This is a genomic window from Pseudemcibacter sp. (genome assembly GCF_965661635.1).
Lineage (GTDB): Bacteria > Pseudomonadota > Alphaproteobacteria > Sphingomonadales > Emcibacteraceae > Pseudemcibacter.
The window spans coordinates 21,827-48,188 of sequence record NZ_CBFIEP010000088.1 but is presented as its reverse complement, the minus strand read 5'-3'; the positions used below and the strand labels follow the sequence as shown (position 1 = coordinate 48,188).

The 26,362-nt window shown below is 38.5% G+C and carries 24 protein-coding genes; 19 read left to right on the top strand and 5 right to left on the bottom strand.

Translation table 11 applies throughout. The annotated features are described in order from the left end of the window. Positions 1-6: 6 nt before the first annotated feature. Positions 7-843, bottom strand: a complete 837-nt coding sequence (locus tag ACTF6W_RS06360) for a pyruvate, water dikinase regulatory protein (protein WP_438993707.1) — start codon at positions 841-843, stop codon at positions 7-9. Between the two features lie 350 nt (positions 844-1,193). On the opposite strand from ACTF6W_RS06360, the gene hemE reads away from it, so the two are divergent. The 5 genes from hemE (at position 1,194) to nhaC (ending at position 6,630) form a co-directional block, all read left to right on the top strand. Beyond that, positions 1,194-2,234: a uroporphyrinogen decarboxylase gene (hemE, locus tag ACTF6W_RS06355; protein ID WP_438993706.1), complete on the top strand. Its 1,041-nt coding sequence runs from the start codon at positions 1,194-1,196 to the stop codon at positions 2,232-2,234. Beyond that, on the top strand, positions 2,235-3,197 hold the full coding sequence (gene hemH, locus ACTF6W_RS06350; RefSeq protein WP_438993705.1) for a ferrochelatase: 963 nt from the start codon (positions 2,235-2,237) through the stop codon (positions 3,195-3,197). It begins immediately after the preceding gene. Position 3,198: 1 nt separating this feature from the next. Beyond that, entirely contained in the window at positions 3,199-3,657 is a 459-nt protein-coding gene (hemJ, locus tag ACTF6W_RS06345; protein WP_438993704.1) for a protoporphyrinogen oxidase HemJ, read from the top strand. Between the two features lie 148 nt (positions 3,658-3,805). After that, the gene (gene rho, locus ACTF6W_RS06340) at positions 3,806-5,062 is read left to right on the top strand and encodes a transcription termination factor Rho (protein WP_438993703.1); all 1,257 of its coding nucleotides are present in this window, start codon (positions 3,806-3,808) and stop codon (positions 5,060-5,062) included. Between the two features lie 104 nt (positions 5,063-5,166). Next, complete coding sequence (gene nhaC, locus ACTF6W_RS06335) at positions 5,167-6,630, top strand: Na+/H+ antiporter NhaC (protein WP_438993702.1); 1,464 nt, start codon at positions 5,167-5,169, stop codon at positions 6,628-6,630. Here the strand turns inward: nhaC and ACTF6W_RS06330 are convergent, their stop codons facing one another. Further along, the gene (locus ACTF6W_RS06330; RefSeq protein ID WP_438993701.1) at positions 6,631-7,110 is read right to left on the bottom strand and encodes a methylated-DNA--[protein]-cysteine S-methyltransferase; all 480 of its coding nucleotides are present in this window, start codon (positions 7,108-7,110) and stop codon (positions 6,631-6,633) included. It abuts the gene before it with no gap. Positions 7,111-7,386: 276 nt separating this feature from the next. On the opposite strand from ACTF6W_RS06330, the gene mnmE reads away from it, so the two are divergent. From mnmE to ACTF6W_RS06275, 11 genes are all read left to right on the top strand, one after another. Then, positions 7,387-8,727 carry a tRNA uridine-5-carboxymethylaminomethyl(34) synthesis GTPase MnmE gene (gene mnmE / locus ACTF6W_RS06325; protein ID WP_438993700.1) on the top strand — a complete coding sequence of 447 codons (1,341 nt, stop codon included), beginning with the start codon at positions 7,387-7,389 and terminating at the stop codon, positions 8,725-8,727. Between the two features lie 88 nt (positions 8,728-8,815). Continuing rightward, positions 8,816-10,705, top strand: coding sequence for a tRNA uridine-5-carboxymethylaminomethyl(34) synthesis enzyme MnmG (mnmG, locus tag ACTF6W_RS06320; RefSeq protein ID WP_438993699.1), 1,890 nt, complete (start codon positions 8,816-8,818; stop codon positions 10,703-10,705). After that, positions 10,702-11,313 carry a 16S rRNA (guanine(527)-N(7))-methyltransferase RsmG gene (rsmG, locus tag ACTF6W_RS06315; protein ID WP_438993698.1) on the top strand — a complete coding sequence of 204 codons (612 nt, stop codon included), beginning with the start codon at positions 10,702-10,704 and terminating at the stop codon, positions 11,311-11,313. Before mnmG ends, rsmG begins: the two co-directional genes overlap by 4 nt. 43 nt (positions 11,314-11,356) lie before the next feature. Continuing rightward, entirely contained in the window at positions 11,357-12,172 is an 816-nt protein-coding gene (locus ACTF6W_RS06310; protein ID WP_438993697.1) for a ParA family protein, read from the top strand. 33 nt (positions 12,173-12,205) lie between these two features. Continuing rightward, positions 12,206-13,156 (top strand): ParB/RepB/Spo0J family partition protein, encoded by a 951-nt coding sequence (locus ACTF6W_RS06305; protein WP_438993696.1) that lies wholly within the window; start codon positions 12,206-12,208, stop codon positions 13,154-13,156. A gap of 117 nt (positions 13,157-13,273) precedes the next feature. Further along, positions 13,274-13,732, top strand: a complete 459-nt coding sequence (locus ACTF6W_RS06300; RefSeq protein WP_438993695.1) for an SUF system Fe-S cluster assembly regulator — start codon at positions 13,274-13,276, stop codon at positions 13,730-13,732. 9 nt (positions 13,733-13,741) lie between these two features. Continuing rightward, positions 13,742-15,196 (top strand): Fe-S cluster assembly protein SufB, encoded by a 1,455-nt coding sequence (sufB, locus tag ACTF6W_RS06295; protein WP_438993694.1) that lies wholly within the window; start codon positions 13,742-13,744, stop codon positions 15,194-15,196. Positions 15,197-15,215: 19 nt separating this feature from the next. Continuing rightward, complete coding sequence (sufC, locus tag ACTF6W_RS06290) at positions 15,216-15,971, top strand: Fe-S cluster assembly ATPase SufC (RefSeq protein ID WP_438993693.1); 756 nt, start codon at positions 15,216-15,218, stop codon at positions 15,969-15,971. Positions 15,972-15,981: 10 nt separating this feature from the next. Continuing rightward, the gene (gene sufD, locus ACTF6W_RS06285) at positions 15,982-17,298 is read left to right on the top strand and encodes a Fe-S cluster assembly protein SufD (protein WP_438993692.1); all 1,317 of its coding nucleotides are present in this window, start codon (positions 15,982-15,984) and stop codon (positions 17,296-17,298) included. Positions 17,299-17,313: 15 nt separating this feature from the next. Further along, positions 17,314-18,543, top strand: a complete 1,230-nt coding sequence (locus ACTF6W_RS06280) for a cysteine desulfurase (RefSeq protein WP_438993691.1) — start codon at positions 17,314-17,316, stop codon at positions 18,541-18,543. Between the two features lie 11 nt (positions 18,544-18,554). Beyond that, entirely contained in the window at positions 18,555-18,980 is a 426-nt protein-coding gene (locus tag ACTF6W_RS06275) for an SUF system Fe-S cluster assembly protein (protein ID WP_438993690.1), read from the top strand. On the opposite strand, the gene ACTF6W_RS06270 is transcribed toward ACTF6W_RS06275, so the two are convergent. From ACTF6W_RS06270 to ACTF6W_RS06260, 3 genes are read right to left on the bottom strand one after another with little or no spacing between them, the layout of a single operon-like run. Next, positions 18,981-21,482, bottom strand: a complete 2,502-nt coding sequence (locus ACTF6W_RS06270) for a patatin-like protein (RefSeq protein WP_438993689.1) — start codon at positions 21,480-21,482, stop codon at positions 18,981-18,983. Next, a complete protein-coding gene (locus ACTF6W_RS06265) occupies positions 21,479-22,300 on the bottom strand; it encodes a sterol desaturase family protein (protein WP_438993688.1) in 822 nt (273 codons plus the stop codon). The genes ACTF6W_RS06270 and ACTF6W_RS06265 overlap by 4 nt, the downstream gene beginning before the upstream one ends. A gap of 8 nt (positions 22,301-22,308) precedes the next feature. Further along, positions 22,309-22,467, bottom strand: a complete 159-nt coding sequence (locus ACTF6W_RS06260) for a DUF1674 domain-containing protein (protein WP_438993687.1) — start codon at positions 22,465-22,467, stop codon at positions 22,309-22,311. An 89-nt stretch (positions 22,468-22,556) separates the two neighbouring features. Between ACTF6W_RS06260 and ACTF6W_RS06255 the strand changes: the two genes are divergently transcribed. From ACTF6W_RS06255 to ACTF6W_RS06245, 3 genes are all read left to right on the top strand, one after another. Then, entirely contained in the window at positions 22,557-23,849 is a 1,293-nt protein-coding gene (locus ACTF6W_RS06255; protein WP_438993686.1) for an RsmB/NOP family class I SAM-dependent RNA methyltransferase, read from the top strand. A gap of 9 nt (positions 23,850-23,858) precedes the next feature. Next, positions 23,859-24,521, top strand: coding sequence for a ribulose-phosphate 3-epimerase (rpe, locus tag ACTF6W_RS06250; protein WP_438993685.1), 663 nt, complete (start codon positions 23,859-23,861; stop codon positions 24,519-24,521). Positions 24,522-24,625: 104 nt separating this feature from the next. Then, a complete protein-coding gene (locus ACTF6W_RS06245; protein WP_438993684.1) occupies positions 24,626-26,335 on the top strand; it encodes a heparinase II/III family protein in 1,710 nt (569 codons plus the stop codon). Positions 26,336-26,362 lie beyond the last annotated feature (27 nt).

The following is a 26,362-nucleotide window of genomic DNA, read 5'->3' as shown; positions in this document are numbered from 1 at the left end:
TCAACGTCATTTTGACTTTGTTACCTTTTCTTCTTCGAATTTATTTTTCATGTTTATGATTGCGACAGATGTTTCTTCGATGGAACGGCGGGTTACATCAATAACAGGCCAGCCCATTTTACTAAAAAGACGGCGCGATTCTTTTACTTCTTCTTTCACGAGATCCTCATCAACATAATCTGTTGTTTTATTTTCTTGTAGCATCAGAAGCCGATTGCGGCGTATTTGAACAAGTCTATCAACACTGTTCACAAGACCAACAATAAATTTGCCTTCTTCTCTCGCTTTTTCAAGCTCTGGAGGCAAGGGACAGCCTGGCACTATGGGAATGTTAGCGGCGCGATAACCACGATTGGCAAGATAAATACATGTTGGTGTTTTTGACGTTCTTGAGACTCCTACTAAAATAATATCCGCGTTTAATAAATTATCAGAAATTTGGCCATCATCATGTGCCAATGTATATTGAATGGCATCTATACGATCAAAATATTCATCATCCATCTGATGTTGAAGCCCTGGTCTTTCCGTTGGTTTTTCGCCAACATGCCGGCCAAGTTCATGAATAATCCCTTGTAGAACAGATATATACGGCCACTTATTTTTTTTACAACTTTCAATAAGAACTTTTTCAATTTCATGATTTACAAGCGTAAACATGATAATACCCGGGTTTTCTTCCATTTCTGCAATAATACGTGACATATGACGCGCCGTTCTTATCATTGGCCAATAATGTTTTACAGGTTCAATTCCAGGAAATTGTACTAATGATGCTTTTGCAACTTGTTCTAGGGTATCACCCGTACTATCAGAAACTAAATGGAGATGTATTTTTTTCATATTTTCGCTTTTCATCTATTTTGTAATAACCTGAATAATGGGGATAACCTATCATTTTTTACAAGTGTTAATTTTTAGTACCCGCAATTCATTATTAATACTTGTTTTATCCTTTGTGGATAATAGTTATTCAATAAAATAATAACTTTATTTTTAGGGTCAATTTCCCATTTATTTTATTTCGTTTTTTATATATTTAAGGGTAAAATTTCATTATGTTGATAACCATTGAATATACTGTGTATAACTTTTAATCCACTATATTCACAGGAACTACTAACCACTACTACCTTTATATATAAATATAATTTAAGTAATACTTTACGTGTATAACAATTAAGAAAATTAAAATGACAAATAATAAGCTCTTCATAAAAACTTTACGTGGTGAAAAAAATGACAGAGTCCCTTTCTGGTTTATGCGACAAGCAGGAAGATATTTGCCAGAATATATGGCACTTCGTAAAGAAGCGGGTTCATTTTTAGATCTATGTTATAATCCAGATTTTGCTACAGAAGTAACATTACAGCCTATTAGAAGATTTAACATGGATGCAGCCATATTATTTTCAGATATTCTCGTCATTCCGCACGCGCTCGGACAAGATTTGGCTTTCAAAGTAGGTGAAGGTCCCGTTTTGACACCTGTAAATAATTTAGAAAAGCTAGACGCTTTAAGTAATAAAAGTATTCATGATCATTTAAATCCCGTTTATCAAACTGTGTCAAATCTATCTAAAGCACTTCCAGAGCACGTAGCTCTTATTGGGTTTGCAGGTGCACCTTGGACTGTTGCTACATATATGGTCAATGGTCGCGGATCAAAAGATCAAGCGGAAACAAGGCTAATGGCTTATCAAGACCGTGAAACATTCACAAAATTAATAGATTTATTAGTGAGTTCAACTTCTGAATATTTAATTCGACAAGTTGATCACGGTGCAGAAGCACTACAAATTTTTGATAGTTGGTCAGGTACATTACCCGCAGATGAATTTATTAAATGGTGCGTTGAGCCGGTACAAAAAATAGTTGAAAATATTCGTGCCGTTCATCCTGATGTTCCAATTATTGGCTTTCCAAAAGGAGCCGGCGCAAAAATCAAGAATTTCGTTAAAAAAACAAAGGTTAATGCCGTTAGTATTGATACATCCACTTCGATCACATGGGTACAAAATGTAATGCAGCCTTTATGCACCGTACAAGGTAATCTAGACCCATTATTGCTCGGGAGTGGGGGAGAGCCATTAAAAAAAGCTGTTTATCACATTCTTGACCACTTAAAAGACGGACCACACGTTTTTAATCTTGGTCATGGTATCATTCCACAAACACCACCAGAAAATGTGAAAATGGTTTCTGATATTATTTTAAATTACAGAAGATCTTAAATGGGGAAAAAAGTTGCTGTTATTCTATTTAATCAAGGTGAGCCAGATTGTCTTGATGCTGTAAAACCATATATTTTTAATAAATTCTATGATCCAGCTCTTTTAACCGTTGCCAATCCATTAAGATGGATGATGGCCAAATCAATTGCCAGCCAAAGCGCCCCTAAAGCAAGAAATACTTTCCGTGAAATTGGTGATATATCACCTCTAATGAATGAAATTCAAAAAAAGAAAACAAAACTAGAAGCCTATTTAAGTGAATTATCAAATGATGAATTTAAATGTTTTTCATTTATGCGTTATTGGAAGCCTTTTGCTAAAGATATTCTTGACGAAGTTAAAGAATTTTTACCAGACGAAATGATTTTAGTTCCGCTTTATCCCCAATATAGCATCACAACTACGGGAAGTGCTCTGATAGAATGGAACAAGCAAGTTAAAAAGAAAAAAATTGAAATTCCATTTCGGGTTATTAAGGATTATCCAGAAAATGATTTTTTCATTGATAGTATTGTGGGTCTGATAAATGAAAAGTTGAAATTACTTAAATCAAGCGATTACCGTTTGTTGCTTTCTGCACATGGAATTCCTAAGAAAACCATCGAATCGGGTGATCCATTTCAGTCACAAGTTGAAAAAACAAGTGAAGCAATAGATAAAAAACTCAATAATTCGGAATTAGACATAGTGACTTGTTATCAAAGACAAATAGGACCATTAGAGCAGCAAGGACCGTTAACAGAAGACGAAATAGAAAGAGCCGCCTTAGAGAATAAGAATATAATTATTGTGCCGATTTCATTTATATCTGAATGCTCAGAAACATTGGTTGAGCTAGATATAAATTATAAAGAAGTTGCAGAAAAAGCAGGAATAAAGGATTATATCCGCATAAAAACTGTGCAAGATAATGATCAATTTATTTTAGGGTTAGCCAATTTAATAATGGAAAATAGGGCTTAAAATGGAAGTATTTATTGAGTTTTTTCAGGAATATTATTACTGGATTTTATCGCTTCATATTATTTCTTTTATCAGTTGGATGGCGGGGATGTTTTATTTACCACGTCTGTTTGTATATCATACACGTCTTGAGGTCGGGTCAGAAGCTTCTGAAATGTTTAAGGAAATGGAGCGTAAATTGCTTAGGATTATTATTAATCCAGCAATGATAGCGACTTGGATTTTTGGTTTAGCATTATCCTTTGGTCAAGACAGCTGGAACGCGGGATTATGGTTTTATATTAAATTTATTGCGGTAATTATAATGTCAGGTTTTCATGGTTATTTATCTTATTGGCGACGTGCTTTTTATCGTGATCAAAATGAACATGATGAAAAGTTTTTTCGCATGGTAAATGAAGTTCCGACTATCTTAATGATGGTCATTGTATTTATGGTGATCTTAAAACCGTTTCAATAAGTGAAAAATTATCTTTGCCATTTTTAAAATTTGGAGTATTATTAACCTGCAATCATGTTCTAGCATGGTTATTTCTTCTTACTCTTAATCAAAATCTTTAATCTCCTTACGATTTTTAAAACTTTTCATAACATTTTGGAAAAATCCCATGAATTTATTGGACCTTAAAAAGAAATCCCCCGCTGACCTTTTGGAATTAGCGGAAGAAAATAATGTCGAAAACGCCAGCAATATGCGTAAACAAGACATGATGTTTGCCATATTAAAAGCATTTGCGGTAAGAGAAGAGGAAATTTCCGGAGGTGGTGTTGTTGAAGTTCTTCAGGATGGATTTGGCTTTTTAAGATCGCCTGAATCGAATTATTTGCCTGGTCCAGATGATATTTATGTTAGCCCTAGTCAGATTAAAAGATTTGGACTTAAAACGGGTGATACAGTTGAAGGATTAATAAGAGCTCCTAAAGATGGAGAGCGCTATTTTGCCTTACTTAAAGTTTCTACGGTAAATTACAAAGACCCGGATGCTGGACGCCATAAAGTTCATTTTGATAGTTTAACGCCGCTTCATCCAGACCGTAAATTTAAGTTAGACCGAGTGGATCCGACACTGAAGGATAAATCAACACGGGTTATTGATTTGGTTGCACCGATTGGATTTGGTCAACGTGGTGTTATTGTTGCACCGCCCAGAACCGGTAAAACAGTTCTCATGCAAAATGTTGCTCATGCTATTAAAGAAAATCATCCTGATGTCTTTTTGATCGTGCTTCTTATTGATGAACGACCGGAAGAGGTGACAGATATGCGCCGTTCGGTTAAAGGTGAAGTTGTCAGTTCAACTTTTGATGAACCAGCAAGCCGTCACGTGCAAGTTGCTGAAATGGTTATAGAAAAAGCAAAACGGCTGGTTGAAAATAAATATGATGTCGTGATCTTGCTTGATAGTATTACGCGTTTAGCGCGTGCTTATAACACGGTAATTCCGAGTTCCGGTAAAGTTCTTACAGGTGGTGTCGATGCAAATGCGCTTCAGCGTCCAAAGCGTTTCTTTGGTGCAGCGCGTAATGTGGAAGAGGGGGGATCACTTACTATCATAGCAACAGCATTGATTGATACCGGTAGCCGCATGGACGAAGTTATTTTTGAAGAATTTAAAGGAACAGGTAACTCTGAAATTGTTCTTGATCGTAAGGTCAGTGATAAACGAATTTTCCCTGCTATTGATATCACGAAATCTGGAACTCGTAAGGAAGAATTGCTTCTTGATCCTGGAACACTTGCGAAAATGTATGTGCTTCGCCGCATTCTTATGCCAATGGGATCGGTCGATGCTATTGAATTTTTGATTAATAAACTTAAAGATTCGAAAGATAATGAAGAATTTTATAATTCGATGAACAATTAGAATGTGATTAAAGGCCCCAAGAATTTAGGGGCCTTTTTTATTACTCGCATTTTTATTTCATCTCTGCTTTAATCATAAAAAAATAAAAAATAGGGATATTTTTGATGTCAGAAAATAAATTACGCGAACCCAGTTTGTTAGATGCCGCTATTCCAGTTATTTCTTTGGTGGCGATGTTGGGTTTATCGGTTTATTTGTATGGGGACGAATCTTCGAGTGGCGCCAATCAGATTGCCCTGATTTTAGCGGGTGCAATCGCACTAATTGTCGGTGTTAAAAATGGTTATAGATGGGTTGATGTTGAAACCGCAGTTAAACAAGGAATTGCTAATACTTATGGTGCAATTCTTATTCTAATGACTGTGGGGATGTTGGTTGGGTCATGGATATTATCGGGTACTGTGCCTGCAATGATTTATTATGGTCTACAAATTATAAATCCCACAATTTTTTATTTTACGGCGTGTATTTTAAGTGCAATAACTGCGATTAGCATCGGCAGCAGCTGGACGGTCGCAAGTACTATCGGTATTGGCTTAATGGGTATTGCTGCTGGATTAGGATTAGAGCCAGAAATCACCGCTGGCGCTATTATTTCCGGGGCTTATTTTGGTGATAAAATGTCACCACTTTCTGATACGACAAACCTTGCACCTGCCGTGGCGGGTACTGATTTATTTACACATATCAGACATATGGTTTGGACCACATTTCCGTCAATTGTAATCGCTATAATTCTTTATTTAATCATTGGTTTTACCAGTGATATTAATTCAGACAGTATAGATTTAAGTGCTCAATTAACGTTGATAGAACAAAACTTTGATATTGGAATTTATCTAATGATTCCTGCCGCAGTTGTATTTTATTTAGCAGTTAAAAAAAATCCGGCATTTCCATCATTGGTGGTTGGAACATTAACCGCCGTAATAATAGCCGTTATTTTTCAGCAAGATGTAATAATGAAATTTGCAGGTGCCACAGAGCGCGGGGAGGTGGTTACTATTATCGATGGAATTTGGAAAGCACTATTTTCCGGGTTTTCTGCTGATACTGGTGATACAGCCATGGATGAACTTTTAAGTCAAGGTGGTATGGCTGGAATGCTTAATACCATATGGCTCGTTATGTGTGCGATTACGTTTGGTTCAATTATGGAAAAAATTGGGTTATTAAAACGTTTGGTTCTCGGTTTACTAGGGCTAGCCAAAACCACAGGATCATTAATAGTTGTGACGGCACTTACTTGTATAGGTGTAAATGTTCTGGCCGCTGATCAATATATTTCAATCGTACTTCCGGGACGGATGTATCGATTAGAGTTTAAAAAGCGTAATTTAGCCGCGAAGAATTTATCTCGTGTTCTTGAGGATACGGGAACGGTAACGTCCGTTCTAATTCCTTGGAATACGTGCGGTGCGTTTTTTGCGGGCACATTAGGTGTTGCAACATTTGCATATGCTCCATATTGCTTCTTTAATATTGTAAGTCCATTTGTATCGATTTTATATGGTCTCTTTAATGTGAAAATCTCACCAATAAATCCTGATGAAGTTTTAGCAGAATAGTTAGGACGGAAGTTTTAAATTATCGTCTAAATTATCAAAGGTGTCTTCTAATTCTAGAAGGTACCTTTTTGTTTCTATACCCTCCCCTCCTGAAAAGCCGGTTAATTTTCCGTTTTTACCAATTACCCGATGACAGGGAATAATTATCGGAATTGGATTTGCACCGCAGGCCATTCCAACGGCACGTGCATGGGAGTTTAAACGATCAGAAATATCACCGTACGTTAAAATTTCTCCGTACGGTATTTCACACATAATTTTCCATACATTTTTTTGAAATTCTTTTCCATGTGGATTTAGAGGTAAATCGAAAGTTGGGTTTTCGTCGTCAAAATATTGATCGAGTAAAAATTTCGTTTTGAGTAAAATTTCATTTTCTTCTTGAAATGGGGACCATCCCCAATCTAGTGAGACGATTTCTCCTTCTTCTTCACTGATGGTTAAGTCACCGATTGGACTATGTACTGAAAGTTGAGACATGAAAAATTAACCCTTATAAGTAGAAAAAAATAGCTTTAAATTAGTTATTAAAAGCGAGCGTTACTTGTTAATTTTATTGTTTAAAATTAATGGCTTATAAAAAAACAACTTTAAAAAAATAAATAAAATTGGATGCTACAATCGCCAAGAATATTTTTGCCCCTATATTGGGACGACTTTGTTGTTTATAGAGCCCACTTTTTTTAATGGTTTTATTGTCTTTACTGAGTTATAGCATAGAGCAGTTTTAAATGAAATTTTTTGGTGTTTTTTCAGATGACAATTTTTGCATTATCGAGCGGAAAAGGAAAAGCGGGTGTTGGTGTTATTCGTGTATCGGGTGAGGCGACAAAAAACGCGATTTCGATTTTAACAAAATCTGAAAAATGTTCTAAACCGAGAGTTGCTTCATTAAAATGGTTTTATGACCCATTAACCGGTGGGCGACTTGACCATGGATTGGTAATCTTTTTCCCTGGTCCAAATAGTTTTACCGGCGAAGATGTTGCTGAATTTCACATTCATGGTGGCTATGCGGTTGTGTCGGGGTTTCTTGAAGCTTTATCAAAAATTGAACACTTAAGGCCGGCTGAAGCAGGGGAATTTACCCGACGTGCTTTTGATAATGGCAAGATGGATTTAACCGAAGCTGAAGGTTTAGCTGATCTCATAAATTCGGAAACGGAAGGGCAGCGTCGACAAGCTCTACGCCAAATGGATGGTAACCTCAAGGAACTTTATGAAGGGTGGCGCCACGATCTGATATCTGCAATGGCTTACCTTGAGGTGGATATTGACTTTGCAGATGAAGAAATACCCGATGATGTTACAGAACGAATAATACCAATAGTCCACGATTTATATCAAGACATACAAAAATATTTAGATGACGGGCACCGCGGAGAGCGGTTAAGACATGGGCTTCAAGTGGTGATTTTGGGTGCGCCTAATGCAGGAAAGTCTACGTTACTTAATTATTTATCAAGGCGGGATGTGGCGATCGTATCTGATATAGCGGGCACAACTAGAGATTCGCTTGAAGTCCATCTTGATATTTCAGGGTTTCCCGTGAGCATTATAGATACTGCAGGGATAAGAGAAAGCGAAGATGCAATTGAATCTGAAGGAATTAGACGCGCTTTAAGTAAAGCTGAACAGTCGGATTTGAGAATTATTATCCTCGATGGAGCAAATTCTAGTTACTTGGATCATGGTATGGCGGACCATATGGGTCAGAACACTATGGTAATGATCAGCAAAAAAGATCTTGGCGTCATAATTGATACTGAGAAACTACCAAGAAACAATATTGGAACCTGGCATGTTTCCGTTAAAAATGGCGATGGAATAAGCGATTTTATGGCATCTTTTGAAAAAGAGGTTGAGGCGCGCATGCAATTAACAGATACCCCGTCATTAACCAGAACTCGACATAGACTTCATCTTCAGAATGCTTTGGATCATATGGGTCGGTTTCTCGCTGCCGATCATTTTGAGCTTGAATTATTAAGCGAAGACCTTCGTATGGCCGCTAGAGAAATTGGAAAGATTACCGGCTATGTGGATGTTGAAGATATTCTAGAAAAAATATTTACTGAATTTTGCATCGGAAAATAACCTTTTCTGAGTGTTCCACGTGAAACACTTTGACATTATACAAACTTGTTCGTACATTCCGGCTACTTTTAAAACAGGATGAATTGACGTGATTTCATATGATGTGATCGTAATTGGGGGTGGACATGCGGGCTGCGAAGCGGCGGCAGCATCTGCGCGTATTGGCGCGAATACATTACTTATTACACATAAATTTGAAACCATTGGTGAAATGTCCTGTAATCCCGCAATTGGTGGCTTAGGAAAAGGGCATTTGGTGCGTGAAATTGATGCTCTTGATGGTGTTATGGGTAAGGTTGCTGATGCCTCTGGTATTCAGTTTCGCATGCTTAATCGCCGGAAAGGGCCTGCTGTACGCGGACCAAGGTGCCAATCAGACAGGAGACTTTACCGCAAAAACATGCAAGAATTGCTTTCTGATTATGAAAATTTATCCATCAAAGCAGCAGCCGTCGAAGATTTGTTAATTTCTGATGATGATCAAAATAAAGTTTCTGGCGTTTTAACGGGTGCGGGAGAGAAAATTTATTGTAAGAAAGTCATTCTTACGACAGGGACATTCCTGAGGGGGATGATCCATATAGGTGAAGAGAGAATCCCAGCGGGTCGAAAATCTATTCGAAGTGAAGATGAGCCGCCATCACTCGGTCTTTCTGATACATTAGAAAAGTTCGGTTTTATTCTAGAAAGATTAAAAACAGGAACGCCAGCCCGGCTAAATGGTAAGACTATTGATTGGGAGCAATGCCAAACTCAGCCTGGAGACATGCCGCCTACGCCATTTTCATTCATGAATTCAGAGATAACTGTTAGGCAAATTGATTGTCATATTACGCATACAAATGAGAATACGCATGAAATTATTCGTGAGAACCTCCATAGGTCTGCTATGTATTCTGGACACATCGAAGGAACCGGACCACGATACTGTCCATCTATCGAAGATAAAGTGGTTAGGTTTGCAGATAAAACGTTTCATCAAATATTTCTTGAGCCAGAGGGCTTAGATACTGACACGGTTTATCCAAATGGAATATCAACGTCTTTACCTGTTGATGTTCAGGAGGCCTATATAAGGTCCATAAAAGGCTTAGAAAACGTTGAAATACTGCAACCAGGTTATGCAATTGAATATGATTATGTTAATCCGCAAGAGTTATTAGCGACACTGGAAACAAAGAAAATTTCTGGTTTATATTTAGCGGGACAAATAAATGGAACAACTGGATATGAAGAGGCTGCGGCTCAAGGCTTGATGGCGGGCATTAATGCTGCAAGATCAGCAGATGGAAAAGATATCTTCTTACTTGATAGGGCGGATGCTTATATAGGTGTCATGATAGATGATTTGGTGACTAAGGGAACCAAAGAACCATACCGTATGTTTACATCGCGTGCTGAATATCGCTTGAAGCTTAGATCAGACAATGCCGATCAAAGGCTAACCCGATTAGGGATTGATATTGGCCTTGTAAAAGCTGAACGTAGAGGACATTTTGAACGCAAAATGAAAATGCTGAAAAAATACGGATCCTTGATGGATGATCTATCCATTAGCCCTAATGAGGCTGCGAAGTTTGATTTAAAGATTAATAAGGATGGTGTTAAAAGGTCAGCTAAAACATTATTATCTTATCCAACCATTTCTTTTAAACAAGTAATGCAAATTTGGCCTGAGTTGGCAGATATTCCAGATGATATCGTCGAACAAATTGAAATTGATGCTACGTACAGTGGGTATTTAGAGCGGCAAGAAGCGGATATTCTAGCGTTTAGAAAAGATGAAAACCTACTACTTCCGAATACATTAGATTATAAAGCTATAGGTGGATTATCTAATGAAGTAAGTGAAAAGCTTGATGAAGCAAAGCCTGCAACTTTAGGGGCCGCGTCAAGAATTTCTGGGGTCACACCGGCTGCCTTAACGGCCTTGCTCCGCTATGTGAAAAGAAAAGATAAAAAGGCGTCAGCCCAATGAATACGGATGATTTTATTCAAAAAACAGGTGTTTCACGTGAAACATTCGAAAAATTTCAACTTTATGCTGACATGCTTGAAAAGTGGCAGAAGTCAATAAACCTTGTAAGCAATAGTACGCTATCTGATAAATGGAGGCGCCATTTTTATGATAGCGCGCAATTAATCGAACACATAAAAACGAGTGATAAGGCTTTAAAAATATTAGACCTAGGAAGCGGTGCTGGTTTCCCCGGATTAGTCATTTCATTACTTGGAGCAGGTGAGGTTCATTTGGTTGAGGGTGTGGGTAAGAAATGTTCTTTTATGAAGCAGGTTGTTCAAAAAACTAATATGAATGCGATTGTTCATAATGAGCGAATTGAACAAATGGTAGTTTTTCCAGTTAATTTAATAACTTCTCGGGCATGCGCCGATCTAGATAAGTTGTTAGAGTTAACTTTTCCATTTATGACCGATTATACCGAGTGTCTTTTTCTCAAAGGTGAGAAGTCGGGTGATGAAATTAAACATGCTTCAAAGAAATGGTGCTTTGATATAAAAAAAATCCCGAGTAAAAGTGAAGAATCAGGTATGATCCTTCATCTATCTAATATAAAAAGAAAATAATAAAGACGTCTGAATAAAAAATAACAATGGAGACCATCCAGGGATGACATCAAAGGGATTATCAGCGGCAAGTAAACAGCCTGAAATTATTGCCGTTGCAAACCAAAAAGGGGGAGTGGGGAAAACCACAACAGCGATTAACCTGGCAACTGCGCTAGCGGCGATAAAAAAAGACGTGCTTATTATCGATATGGATCCACAAGGAAATGCGAGTACAGGTCTGGGACGTGAAAGAAATGATCGTGCCCACAGCAGTTATGAAGTGATAATGGGTGAAGTATCCTTAGCGGAAGCCATTGTCGATACGGCTGTGCCCGGATTACATTTGGTGCCGTCGACCATTGATTTAACGGGTGCGGAGATTGAACTTGTTAATCAAGATCAACGAACCTTTAGATTAAGAAGAGCCTTTCGTGATCCTGTATTAGAAAACTATGATTATGTTTTAATCGATTGCCCACCCTCACTTAATCTTTTGACACTTAATACATTGGCTGCATCTCATTCTGTTCTTGTCCCGCTTCAATGCGAGTTTTTCGCCTTGGAAGGATTGAGCTTACTCTTGCAGACGATTGAAACAGTAAAAGCTAACTTTAATCCTAGTTTGAAAATAGGTGGCATCATCTTGACGATGTTTGATAAGCGTAACAATCTTTCAGAACAGGTGGCAATTGATGTAAGAAATTATTTAGGGGAGCAGGTATTTGATACAATTATTCCTAGAAACGTTCGTGTATCTGAGGCCCCGTCCCATGGTAAGCCAGTACTCTTATATGATTTAAAGTGTTCTGGTAGTCAGGCCTATTTAGAATTGGCTGCAGAGCTTCTTAAGCGTTATAATGCAAACAAAAAAGAATAGAAATTTATATTAAAATCAAGGACTTAGCTAAAAATGGCTCAAAAGAAAGCAACACAAAAGGCTCCTAAAAAGGTGTCAAAAAAGGCAGCACCATCAAAATTGGGTCTTGGTCGCGGCCTGTCTTCATTAATGGAAGCGCGCGAGCCAGCATACGATGAAATCGCAACAGTGAATAGTCAGCCTGTTGAGGATAAATCCAATAAAGAAATTCCAATTGAGTTTCTCGTTGCTAATGAATATCAGCCGAGAATTCATTTTGATGACACGAAGGCGAAAGAGCTTTTAGATAGCGTTAAATCCAAAGGTATTCTCCAGCCCTTGTTGGTAAGAACCAAAGGTAAAGACAGTTATGAAATAATTGCTGGTGAGAGGCGTTGGCGTGCTGCGCAAGCTGCTGGCCTTCATCAAGTACCAGTTGTTGTCAAAGAACTTTCTGATGAAGAAGCCTTAGAGGTTGCTATTATTGAGAATATTCAACGTCATGATTTAAACCCCATTGAAGAAGCGTTAGGGTATAAGCGATTAATGGACGAGTTTGCTCATACGCAAAATGCTTTAGGTAAAGCAGTAGGAAAAAGCAGAAGTCATGTTGCCAATATGCTCCGTCTTTTGGTTTTGCCTGAAAATGTTCAAAAATATATGCGTGATGGCTTTATCAGCATGGGACATGCCCGGGCATTAATTACGGCAGAGAACCCGGAAGAGCTGGCGAAAATGGTAGTGCGGGATGGTTTGAGCGTACGCCAAACAGAAAAGTTAGCGAAAAATGTTAAAAATGGTGATAAGGACCCTAGCCCCAATAAAGGTTCTAAAAAGAGCACTAAAGACGTTGATACAATTGCATTTGAAGATGAGCTTTCTACTGTATTAGGATTAAAAGTAGAACTAGATAGCTCAAACGGTGAATCGGGAGTTCTCAAAATTCATTATAAATCGTTAGAGCAACTTGATGATGTATGCAGCAAACTTAATAACGATTCTTAACAACTATTCCTTATTTACAGCAACTTAATAAAAAAGACTAATTTAGTCGTATTTGTGTTGACTTTTATGTAAAATAACCCCATTTAATATGTGAAACGATAACTTTATGGGTTAATTATGATTAAACTTTCAAATCTTGCTGATTATGCTGTGTTACTGATGAGTACCATTGCGACACGTCCGGATGAGCTTCATACGGCTGCAAGTTTGAACCGTGAAACCCAAGTCCCGCTTCCGACGGTCAGCAAAATATTAGGAAAAGTGGCTAAAGCCGATCTTCTAAATTCTAACCGTGGCGTGGGCGGCGGTTTCTCACTTAACCTTGATAAAGAAAATATAAGCGTTGCCGATATTATTGAAGCGGTAGATGGGCCTGTTCAATTGACAAATTGTATAGGTGAAGAAGATACAAATTGTGATTATGTTCCCGTTTGTACGACCAGAGGCAAATGGGACAAAATTAATACTGCCGTTTATCAAGCATTAAATAATGTAACGCTTTCAGAAATGGTACCAAATAAATATGACTTTTTTCCAAAAGAGGAAACAGACGTCATTAACTTAAAAGAAGGGTAGAACGCCAATATGGTTAGTACATTGGAAACTAGACAAACCGTTGAAGAGGTCGCAGGCGACTATAAGTACGGATTTGTTACGGACATTGAAATGGTTAAGGCACCAAAAGGCCTTAACGAAGATGTCATTAGATTTATCTCTGCTAAGAAAGAAGAGCCAGAATGGTTGCTTGATTGGAGACTTAAGTCTTATCAAAAATGGTTAAAGATGGAAGAGCCAGAATGGGCGATGTTAAATTACGTAAAACCTGATTTTCAAGATATATATTATTATGCAGCGCCTAAATCTGCGGATGACCGCCCGAAGAGTTTAGATGAAGTAGACCCAGAACTACTAGCAACTTATGAAAAGCTCGGTATTTCTCTACAAGAGCAAAAGGTATTGTCTGGCGTTGCGGTTGATGTTGTTTTCGATAGCGTTTCTGTTGCAACGACCTTTAGAGAAACATTAAAAGAAAAGGGTGTTATTTTCTGCTCAATTTCCGAAGCAGCACGAGACTACCCTGAGTTGATGCAGAAATATTTGGGTTCAGTTGTTCCGGTGGCGGATAATTTTTATGCAGCCCTTAATAGCGCAGTATTCACAGATGGAACATTTGTATATATCCCAAAAGGTGTGCGATGCCCTATGGAATTAAGCACCTATTTTAGAATTAATGAAGCAAACACTGGGCAATTCGAGCGAACATTAATCATCGCTGATGATGAAAGTTATGTATCATACCTGGAAGGGTGTACGGCGCCAATGCGTGATGAAAACCAACTTCATGCTGCGGTGGTTGAAATTGTGGTGCTTGAAAATGCGGAAGTTAAATATTCCACAGTTCAAAACTGGTATCCGGGTGATAAAGGCGGTAAAGGCGGTATATATAATTTTGTAACTAAGCGTGCAGCGTGCCGAGGAACAAATTCAAAAGTATCGTGGACGCAAGTAGAGACCGGTTCCGCAATAACGTGGAAATATCCAAGTTGCATATTGCAGGGTGATGGCTCTATAGGTGAATTTTATTCTGTTGCAATTACCAACAATTATCAGCAAGCCGATACAGGCACAAAGATGATCCATATCGGTAAAAACACATCAAGTACGATTATTTCAAAAGGAATATCGGCTGGTAAAGCTCAAAACATTTATCGCGGCTTGGTCAAAGTAATGCCAAATGCTGAAAATACGAGAAACTTTACACAATGTGATAGTTTATTAATTGGCGACGAATGCGGGGCACATACTGTCCCTTACATTGAAGCCAAAAACCCCACAGCCCAGGTTGAACACGAAGCAACCACATCAAAGATCAGCGATGAGCAATTATTTTATTGTTTGCAGCGCGGGCTTGATGTTGAAGAATCCGTTTCTTTAATTGTGAATGGATTTTGTAAGGAGGTAATGCAGCAATTGCCGATGGAGTTTGCGGTTGAAGCGCAAAAATTATTAGGAATTAGTTTAGAAGGTAGCGTCGGTTAAGACGACGAAAGAGAAAAAAATGTTAGAAATTAAAAATTTACATGTTGAAGTTGCGGGCCAAAAAATTCTTAAAGGAATAGACCTAACTATTAATGCTGGCGAAGTTCATGCGATTATGGGCCCGAACGGTTCTGGGAAATCGACGCTATCTTATGCTATATGCGGAAAAGATGGTTATGAAGTTACGGAAGGATCTATTACCTATAAAGGGAAAAACTTTTTAGAGCTCGAAGCCAATGAACGCGCAGCAGAGGGTGCATTTTTAGGGTTTCAATACCCCGTTGAAATACCGGGTGTCAGCAATATGAATTTTCTAAAAACGGCGGTTAATTCAATTCGTAAATATAAAGGCGAAGATGAAATGGCTCCGGTGGAATTCTTGAAACTTGTTCGCGCAAAGGCGGCAGAGCTTGAAATGGATCCCGAAATGTTAAAGCGTGCGGTAAATGTAGGCTTTTCCGGTGGTGAAAAGAAGCGTAATGAAATGGTACAAATGGCAGTGCTTGATCCTGGTTTTTCTGTCCTTGATGAAACAGACAGCGGTCTAGACATTGATGCTTTAAGGGTCGTTGCCGATGGCATAAACAGAATGCGAGCGCCAGAAAAATCAATATTGGTCATTACCCACTATCAACGTTTACTAGATTATGTGGTTCCAGATTTTGTTCATGTTCTTGCAGATGGAAAAATTGTAAAATCCGGTGATAAATCCTTGGCCATGGAACTTGAAAAACAAGGTTATGGCCACCTTGGAATCGATGAAAACGCAGCCTAGGATAATTTAGATGACACATAAAAATCATTTTGATGGCTCGCGATATGCCAATGATTTGACCCTAGCATATTCAGCTCCGACCGGAACTGATATTGATTGGTTAAATGAAATACGTCAAAAATCTATGGACGCTTTTGTGGAAGTTGGCTTACCAGGTCCGCGCGTAGAAGAATGGAAATATACAAACCTTTCATCTATGAATTCAAAAACATATGGCGTTCTTGAAAAAGCGGGAGAGTTGGACGCTGCAATTATGGCAATAATTGATGATGCTTATTTAGATGATATTAGAGGTTCAAAAGTTGTTTTTATTGATGGGTTTTATAAGGCAGAACTTTCAACAATTAAAGGTGAAGACGGCCTTAAGCTATTGTCATTAAATGAGTACATAAAATCGCAAAATGGCGACGCAAAAACGCTTCTTCAATCAACACATGAAGTTAGCAGTTTGGCAAATTTAAATAGTGCTTTAATGACAGACGGTTATGTCATTCAAGTAAAACCGAACATTAAGTTGTCTCAGCCAATTCAAATAATTCATGTGTCGGGCGAAAGATCTAATCTTAAAGCATTGAGAAATAAGAACTTCATCGAAGTCAGTGAAAATTCATCGGCTCAAATTATTGAGAGCTTTATTGGCGTTGATAATGTGGATAATTGGAAGCAGGACGTCACTCAAATTTGGGTTGAAAAAAATGCTGTTTTAGAAATTTATCAAACTCAATTACAAGGAAATGAAACGATCCATATGGGTGAAACTCATATTGATGTTGCTGAAGATGCAGACTTTAAGCATTATTCGTTAAACATTGGTGCAAAAAATAGCCGCACTGAAATTAAGCCAACTTTAAATGGACTTCACGGAAATGTTGATCTAAGAGGTGCATTTTTAGGGCGGGGTGGGAACAGTCATGATGTTTTCACACACATGAAACATTTGGTTCCGGAATGCGAAAGCGATCAAATTTATCGAGGCGTACTCGATAAAGGTGGAAAGTCAGCTTTCCAAGGAAAAGTTTATGTTGCGAAAGATGCGCAATTAACAAACGCCGAACAGTCCAACAAAAATTTACTCTTGGACCGAGACGCAGAAGCAAACAGTAAACCTGAATTGCTGATATATGCTGATGATGTGAAATGCGCACATGGTGCAACGGTTGGTGAACTTGATGCTGAAGCATTATTTTATTTGAAGTCTCGCGGTTTGTATTTGGCAGCGGCCAAATCTTTACTAGTTGAAGCATTTATTGCTGAAGTATATGACGATGTTGCAATTCCTTCCGTTAAAGAAAAGTACCTTGGTCTTGCAAGGGCCTGGTTAGACTGATTTGAGGCTCTTGAGATGAAATCGCATAATTATAATATTGATGAAATCCGCAGTGATTTTCCTATTTTTCAACAAGAAATATATGGAAAACCGCTCACATTTCTAGATACTGCAGCCAGCGCGCAAAAACCACAAAAAGTAATTGATGCGATCAGCGCGTGTTATTCCAATGAATATGCGAATATTCACCGTGGTGGGTATTTGCTTTCGCAAGAATTAACGGCGAAATATGAAGCCTCTAGAAAAACGGTTCAAGACCATATTGGTGCAAAGTCGCATAAAGAAGTTATTTTGCTTCGCGGTGCGACAGAAGCCATTAACTTGGTGGCTCAAACGTGGGGTCGACAAAATTTGGTTGAGGGTGATGAAGTGATTTTAAGCCAGCTTGAACACCATTCTAATATTGTTCCATGGCAAATATTACGCGATGAAAAGAATTTTGAAATAAAAGTTAGTCCTATAGATGAAAAAGGCAACTTTTTATTAGATGAGTATGAAAAACTATTATCTGAAAAGACGAAGCTTGTAGCGATAACCCATATTTCAAACGCCCTAGGAACAATTACCCCAATAAACGAGATCATTAAAATGGCTCATAAAGTTGGCGCAAAAGTCCTAGTGGATGGGTGCCAGGCTTTGTCACATATGGAAGTTGATGTTGTAGGCCTGGATGCGGATTTTTATGTTTTTTCCGGTCATAAAATATACGGCCCAACTGGCGTTGGTGTGCTTTATGGTAAACAGGAATTACTTGACGTCATGCCGCCATATCAAGGTGGCGGAGATATGATCCGTTCTGTCACTTTTGAAAAAACAACTTTCAATGATTTGCCGCATAAGTTTGAAGCAGGTACCCCAAATATAGTAGGGGGCATAGGGCTTTCAGCTGCAATTGACTATATCAAAGATGTTGGCTTACAAAATATTCATGATCATGAACAAGAACTATTGAATTATGGGCTTGAAAAAATCAAAGAAGTGAATGGCATAGAAATGCGCGGCCAGGCGGAAAATATGGCTGGTATATTATCGTTTACAATGAAGTCAGCGCATCCACATGATATCGGAACGATTTTGGATCAAGATGGCATCGCAATTCGCACAGGCCATCATTGCGCACAGCCGATAATGGATTTTATGGATGTCCCGGCAACAGCGAGGGCATCATTTGGATTATATAATACAAAAGAAGATGTGGACCGTTTGGTTGACGGATTGCATAAAGTAAATAGAATTTTTGCATAGAGGGAATAAAAATGAGCTTTTTAGACGGGTTTTTAAATGAAAGACCGGGTGAAAAACAAGAAGAAGAAATTAAATTGAAAGAATCTCAGACAACTTCTATAGATAAAGGTGAGCCGATTTCAGATGAAGCAAAAAAGAAGCTGCAAATGGCCGCTGCCGATGTGATCCGTGAAATATATGATCCTGAGATTCCGGTAAATATATACGAGCTTGGCCTTATTTACGATATTGATGTGAATAAATACGCAGATGTAGTTATCACGATGACATTAACATCACCTCATTGTCCCGTTGCTGAAACAATGCCAGGTGAAGTGGAATTTAAAGTGCGTGAAGTTGAAGGTATTGGCGATGTTCAGGTAGCACTTGTTTGGGAGCCGCCATGGGATATGTCAATGATGTCAGAAGCGGCGCGTTTAGAAATGGGCTTTATGTAATTATAGCTCATTAATACGGGTTTTAATTTTTTCAAACAATTCAGGGATTTCATGTAAATGTTCTTTTTCGGCTTCGAGAATAGCATTAAAGGCTTTTTTCTTTATCTGAATAATATCAATTTTATGATTAACCCCTTCACTTTTGGCTTGATTATATAAAATGTCGATCAGGCGTTCTGCGCCATTTAATCGTCCCCATAAATAATCATTTTCACGGTCTTCACGACTGAAAAATGCCCCAAAGCTTTTCATAGCGGTTCCTTTTAGGGGCATTTCTAAAGGGTCAGATTTAAGTATTAAATTATCATTCGGGCTAATACGATTAACAAGGATTTCATTAAACTCGCCAACTGCCTTGGCACCATTTATGGAATACGTAATTACGTCCCAGAAGGCAAAACCTAAGTAATTTGTAATTAGGTTTCTTTTAAATACATCATCCCAGCTATTATTCAATTGAGAGGCAACCAAAGCATCTACATCTAAACGTGTTTTATCTAAATTTAATTCTGCAGAAATAAGGTCAGACAACTTTTCAAATTCATCATGATGACTTGTAACTAACTTTATATTTTCTTGGCTATTAACGTCATCATCCACATTTAAATGCATGAGGTTGTTAATAGTATCTTTGATTTCTAATTTTTTCTCATCAGAGTATCTGTCGATAATTCTCTCTTCTTTAATCAGCTCTAGAGTCTTATAAATAGCCATTTTGCAGGCGTCGAGCTCATTTACATGATTTGGGTTGATTGAATATTGATTATTAAGCTCTTGTATTAAAAAATGAAGTCGTCTTTTTTGATAATTCACATCAAATTTTACAATAAATTTGGTCCAATAAGGCATTGATTCTAATGAAGTTTTTTTTCGTAAGAAGGATTTGGTCCAATTGAAAATTCCATTATTTTTATTGAAGGCCTTATCGCCGTAAAGCAAACTTGCACCTGCTGTATCTTTTAATACCCAGCATTGTATTAAGGAAAAAACTTTCCGCTTTTCTTTACTACGCGGCGCAATATCACACAAATTAACAATAATGCCCGTTAAATCAGCAACAGTGCTTCGGATTTTAAGTCTAGCATATGCCTCATAAGAATATCCCGCTTCTGTAACGGCTTGTGCGCTCGCAAGGTTGCGCCATTTTTCTATATCCTTTGAGGTTGTCTTACCATCAAAGTTTTTGGGCGAGACTGCATAAACCAGCTTTTCTACACTTGGTTTTACAGAATCAACGACGGATTTTATTGTCGCAACTTTTTGGTTATGAATATGAATTTCTTCGAGATCGTCATGCATCGGTTCATTCATGGGGATGTCGGAAAGCGCGCCTTTTAATGTGTTGAGCATTGTTGGCGGCGCACCATTGGGTGTATGTTTTAACCTTTCCGGATTAGGATCAATATAGATAACTTTTCTACTGATTTCACGAAAGGCGGGTCTGTCATGAATAGCCGCTAAAGCTTGATCAAAGGGTTTATTGTTAAGAATACTACCGTCTAAGAATGACGTTAATTCGGGGTTTATTCCGGCATTTTTATATTCTCTAAAATTCTTTTCAATGAAGTCGTCTTTGCGCGTCCACGCACTATTAATGTTATTAAAAAATCGTTCAGTTTCTCTGAGTTGTGCCGGGGGAAAGGCTCCAGGAAAGCAAGAGGTTGCTCTAGCGGCAAAACAAAGGGCGGCAATACCGTCATCGTCAAAATCACTATCGAACTTTGATAGATTGTTACTTGATGTTTTTTTTAAATAGCTAAACTTTAAATTATGACGGTGCTCTAATTCAAAAATAAGAGGGGGGTCATTTAAGATCATGGATCGTTTATAGCCATAAAAATCTGTTAATGTTAGAAAGAGATCAAGCTCATGTCCTCGCGGTAGTAACGATTGGTAATTCACTTTGCCCATGCCTTTTAATCCGCCGTACACAAGTTTTAAGATGTGTTTGCCATCAAAAGGGGGTTTTAAATCCCAAATGTTGAGTAGGGAAGGCAGCTTTTCTTTGACTTGGGTGCTTAAATTAGTATTCCCTAAAAACTTTCCGCTTAGTAAGTTGATCAATGGTTTAGTAATGACCGTATTCCAGCGACTAGCCGTTTTCTTTTCACCTGTTAAGCGGGTAACGTCCGCTTCAATGAGCCAATGATGACGCAAATGATCAAAATTCAAATCATGTGCAATTGCCCTAGATAAAAATACACTGTTCATTCCACCGGCGGAGGCGCCGGCAATGGTATCAATAATAACACGCAGATCTAATTCAGGTAAAAAGCTTTTCAGAATGTCGAAATAAATTAATTCCGTATCGGGAATGTCGGTGATTTGATCGTTTGGGTATAAATAAGTCGTGCGACTTTTATCGTGAGGGTCGGGGCTCGCATGAATGGCTTTCGAGGCTCGGGCCAGTTTTAAAATCTCTTTACTGACTCCATGGATATAGATCGCCAGTGAAACACCACCAAAACAAACAAGCGCAAGTCGAAGTTCCTTTTCCCTCATTTAGACTTTCCTTCTTCCGGATAATTTTTAAAAGGCAAAATGATAAGTTCAAAGACAGATAGTGGTTTATCAAAGCCAAATTCACTTAACCCTTGTCTTAAATCCTTATAAGGCAAAGTTGGCTTATCAAGATAGGTACCAAATATTTTATCCCAAATAACCAAGTTAAAACCATAATTGCTATTGGTTTCATTGACGATCTCGGAATGATGTATCCAGTGTATTTCGGGTGTTATAAAGAGGGTCCGCATTAAATGTTCGAGAGGTCGCGGTAATTTAATGTTGCTGTGGTTAAATAATGCCAAACCGTTCAATATGATTTCAAATACGATAATCGCCGCAATTGGAATACCCATTATCAGCACGAAAGCCATTTTAATCAACATTGAGACAACTATTTCAAGTGGATGAAAGCGCACTGCAGAAGTAATATCTAAGCCTAACTCCGTATGGTGCATTCGGTGTAATCGCCATAGAAAAGGGACATTATGCATCATGACATGTTGTCCATAAATCAAAACATCCAGTAAAATGAGTGATAAAATAAAAGTTGGCCAAACTCCCAAATTAATTAAATTGAATAAACCATAATTATGTTCAACGGCATAACTTGAAACCCCAACGGCAACTATAGGTAAGATAAACCTTATTGCGAAAGTGTTTATCACTGTAATTGATATATTCGTTAACCACTGAGAAAGTCGTGCAGCGCGACGTTTAGCAAGGGGCGATATGAATTCGAGACTAGCAAAAATAAGAAGCAGAGATATAAAAACGCTAAGTCTTATATTTTGTTCATTGGCGATCAAAAATTCCATTTGGCGTCCTAAAAGTCAGAAGCAATTCCGTTATTTTCCCAATCCCCATATCGAACGGGATCCGGTCCTTCACGACCACCAATTTCTTTAGGCGCATTTTCCGCTTGATCATCTTTGGAGGACGACTTTTTTTCATTATCGTCAGAAACGACTTTTTCTTTTTCCATTTTAAGCTCCGAAATCAGAAAAATATAATTATTTTATAGTGAAAGCATGTTAAACACATATGGATGATTTGGGAAAGGAAAATTGTAGATTGTCGAACCATTTGGATAGTAGGGTTGTGTCTTATTATATTTTGAAAAAAATATTAGATGAGGCAATGACAATTGAAGGGGCGATGGACAGCCTTTCTCATAAAATTAATGATGGTGATAGAGGGTTCATTCGTCATTTGGTCACGACGACGATAAGACGTCTTGGACAACTTGATAAAATCATAAATCATATGACCAAAACCAAGCTGGGCAATACACAAATGGCCGTACGTCACGTGCTGAGACTTGGTATTACTCAGCTTTTATATATGGATGTGCCCGCATATGCTGCAGTTGATGGTTCAGTTAGGCTTGTTGAAACTAAAATATCAAAGAAACTACAATATCTTAAAAATCCAGTCAATGCGATATTAAGGAATGTGGATCGCGAGCGAGAATTATTACTTAAAAAGTTTGGTAATACGCGACTTAATTTTCCTAAATGGCTTTTGAGTAGTTGGGATGCGCGGTTTGGAAATGCAACAGTCAAAGATATTATTGCGGCTTGCCTTGAAGAAGCGCCGCTTGATCTTAATTTTAAACCCCATTTAAATATAGAAGAATGGGCCAATTCTTTAAATGGAAAAGTTGTCCGAGATCATATTATTCGTCTTGAAAAGTCCGGGAAAATTGATGACTTAAAGGGATATAAGGAGGGCCTTTGGTGGGTTCAAGATGTTGCAGCCACGCTGCCGGAAACACTGCTAGGTGCTAAAAAGGGCGAGGCTGTATTCGATTTATGTGCTGCGCCTGGGGGTAAAACGGCCCAGTCCGCTGCGAAAGGAGCGAAGGTAACAGCTGTTGATATGTCCCATAAGCGGTTGAAAAGACTGGTTGAAAATATGAAAAGGCTTAACTTTAACGTTGACGTCGTGACGTCAAATATACTTGAATTTATTCCAGAAAGCTCTGCCAGCCATTATTTACTAGATGCGCCTTGTTCTTCGACGGGAACCATTCGGCGCCATCCTGAAATTTTACATATTCGCGATGCTAACGAAGTAAATGAAATGGCTTTAATGCAATCAAAAATGCTAGATCATGTTTCAGGCATTATGAAGAGCGGCAGCATATTGGTTTATTCTGTTTGTTCTATGCAGCAAGAAGAAGGCCCGGATCAGATTAACGCTTTACTGGAGCGGGATCGCTCGTTAAAACGAAAAGAGATATCAAAGGAAGAGTTGATTGGTTTTGAGCAAGCCATATTAGAAAATGGAGACGTTCAAACCCTTCCTCATTTTATAGAAGGCGGTATGGACGGATTTTTCATTTCCCGCTTAGAGAAAATATAAGGATACACTATGGCATCAGAAATAAAAATTGCACCTTCCATTCTTTCAGCTGATTTTGCCCGATTGGGAGAAGAAGTTGCAGCCATAACAGAAGCGGGCGCGGATTACATTCATGTTGATGTAATGGACGGTCATTTTGTGCCCAATTTAACCATTGGGCCGGATGTGGTTAAAGCCGTTCGGCCTTATAGTGATAAGATATTTGATGTTCATTTGATGGTTTCACCAGTAGATTTATATATTGAGGATTTCGCTAAAGCGGGCGCTGATATTATTACAGTGCATGCTGAGGCGACACCGCATTTTCATAGAACAATACAATTGATCAAATCATTGGGTAAAAAAGCGGGCGTCTCGCTTAACCCGGGCACGCCCGTCAGTATGATTGAAAACGTCATGGATATGGTTGATCTTGTCCTCGTGATGAGCGTTAACCCAGGATTTGGTGGGCAAAAATTTATTCCGTCGGCACTCCCAAAAATAAGGGAAATCCGAAAAATGATTGATAAAGAAGGTCGTCCTATTGATCTGCAGGTTGATGGTGGTATTAATATGGAAACAGTAGAGAGCGCAATAGAAGCGGGCGCCAATGTTCTGGTTGCAGGCACTGCAACATTTGTTGGTGGTCCGGAGAAATATGCGTCTAATATTGCTGCATTAAAAGGAAAATAAAGTCACTTTTAAGCCATATTCGACATATAATTTCGGTGGATAATTATATTAAATTCATTAGAATGACCTAAACTGAAAAGCCAAAAGTAGAGAAACGCATATAAATGGCCCAACTACGCCGCACAGCTGTCTCATCAACTGAGAAAAAAACGCAAAACCCAATTGCTAAAGCAATGAGCAGGGCGAGGCATAGTAGCTTTTATCATGATTTAAGTTTAAGAGGGAAAAACCCACTAAGATTGCTGGGAACACCAAAGGATCTGTGGCCTGGGTCTGTGACGGCTGGCACACAAATGGTGGCGGGTAAAATAATGGCCGGTGGCCATATACTAGAAAACCCGAAGGATGATCAAAATGTTTGGCCTGGCGGGGATGTTTGGCTAGATTCAAATTTAAGCGAACATTGGCAGGCTTATTTACATAGTTTTAATTGGCTACGTGATTTAAATCAGGCAGTTGATCGCAAAGGGGCACAGCGCCGCGCCGAAGAATTGGTGGAAACTTGGATCGACCAAAATACACAGTGGGGCGAAATTTCATGGCGATCCGATATTGTGGGTGAACGCGTCACAAATTGGTTGATTTATGCGCCACTTATCATGGATTCGGATGATGTTTTATATCGCGGTCGTGTTCTTGATATCCTAGCACGGAGCGCAAGACATTTAATGAAAATGTCATCTGATATGCCAGATGGCCCCGCGGGTTTAAAGGCAATTATTGGTTTGGCATTTTCAGGGCTATTTATCCCTTTTGGCGATGCATGGCTTAAGCAATCAGTCGGTCATTTGAAATTTTCGCTCGGAAAAGAAATATTGGTTGATGGCGGTATCAGAAGTCGTAACCCTCAAGAATTATTACATCTTTTTATGAATATGGTGCTTTTAAAAGATGCCTTTCCTGGCATGGGCAAAACAGTACCGGATGAACTGGAAAAAGCTGTTAGTAGAATGGCGTCTAATCTAAAGTCTATAACGCTTGGTGATGGCAAATTACCCCTCTTTAATGGTTCGTGTTTGCAGCGCAATGAAGATATTCCTGCCTTTTTAATTAAAGCGAAAGAAGATGCAACGGTGACGATAGTGCTTGAGCAATGCGGTTATAATCGTATCGAAAAAGGGCAAACGATCATTATTGAAGACGTGGGGCCACCAGCAGAACTAGAAATGAGCCGGAGTGCTCATGCGGGGACATTATCTTTTGAAATGAGCCATGCAAAAGAAAGAATAATTGTAAATCTGGGCCAGGCTGCATTTAATGCACAAATTGATGAAAATATTGAGAGGTTTTCAAGATCTACTGAAGCACATTCAACGCTTGTTATTGGTGGTCAAAATAGCAGTAATATTCGTGAAGATGGATTAATAGGGCACGGTATAACTACAACCGATACTTCATTATATGAGGAAAACGGCCATATACTTATTGATGCAAAGCATGACGGTTATAAAGAGAACGGTTTTAGCCATCGCCGCCTTATTTATGTTGATGATAAGGGCGAGGATATTCGTGGTGAAGATAATGTCGATTTAATAGGCAATCAAAATAATGAAAGTGGGCAATCATTTAATATTTTCTTCCACTTACATCCGAATGTTTCCTTGGTAGAGGGCAACGATCATATCATGTTGGTAACGGAAACTGGCAGTAAGTGGGGCTTTTATTCTAGTGACGCAAAACGCAGCATTTCTGAGGGTTTGTATTTTGGTGATGCCGGTAAATCATTACCATGCCAATCTATTAAATTATCTGGAAAGATTGAAAGCGCGAACACCAAAGTACTTTGGTCACTAAAATTAATTGATGAGAATTAAGAATACTCTTGCGCCAAGTTATAAAAT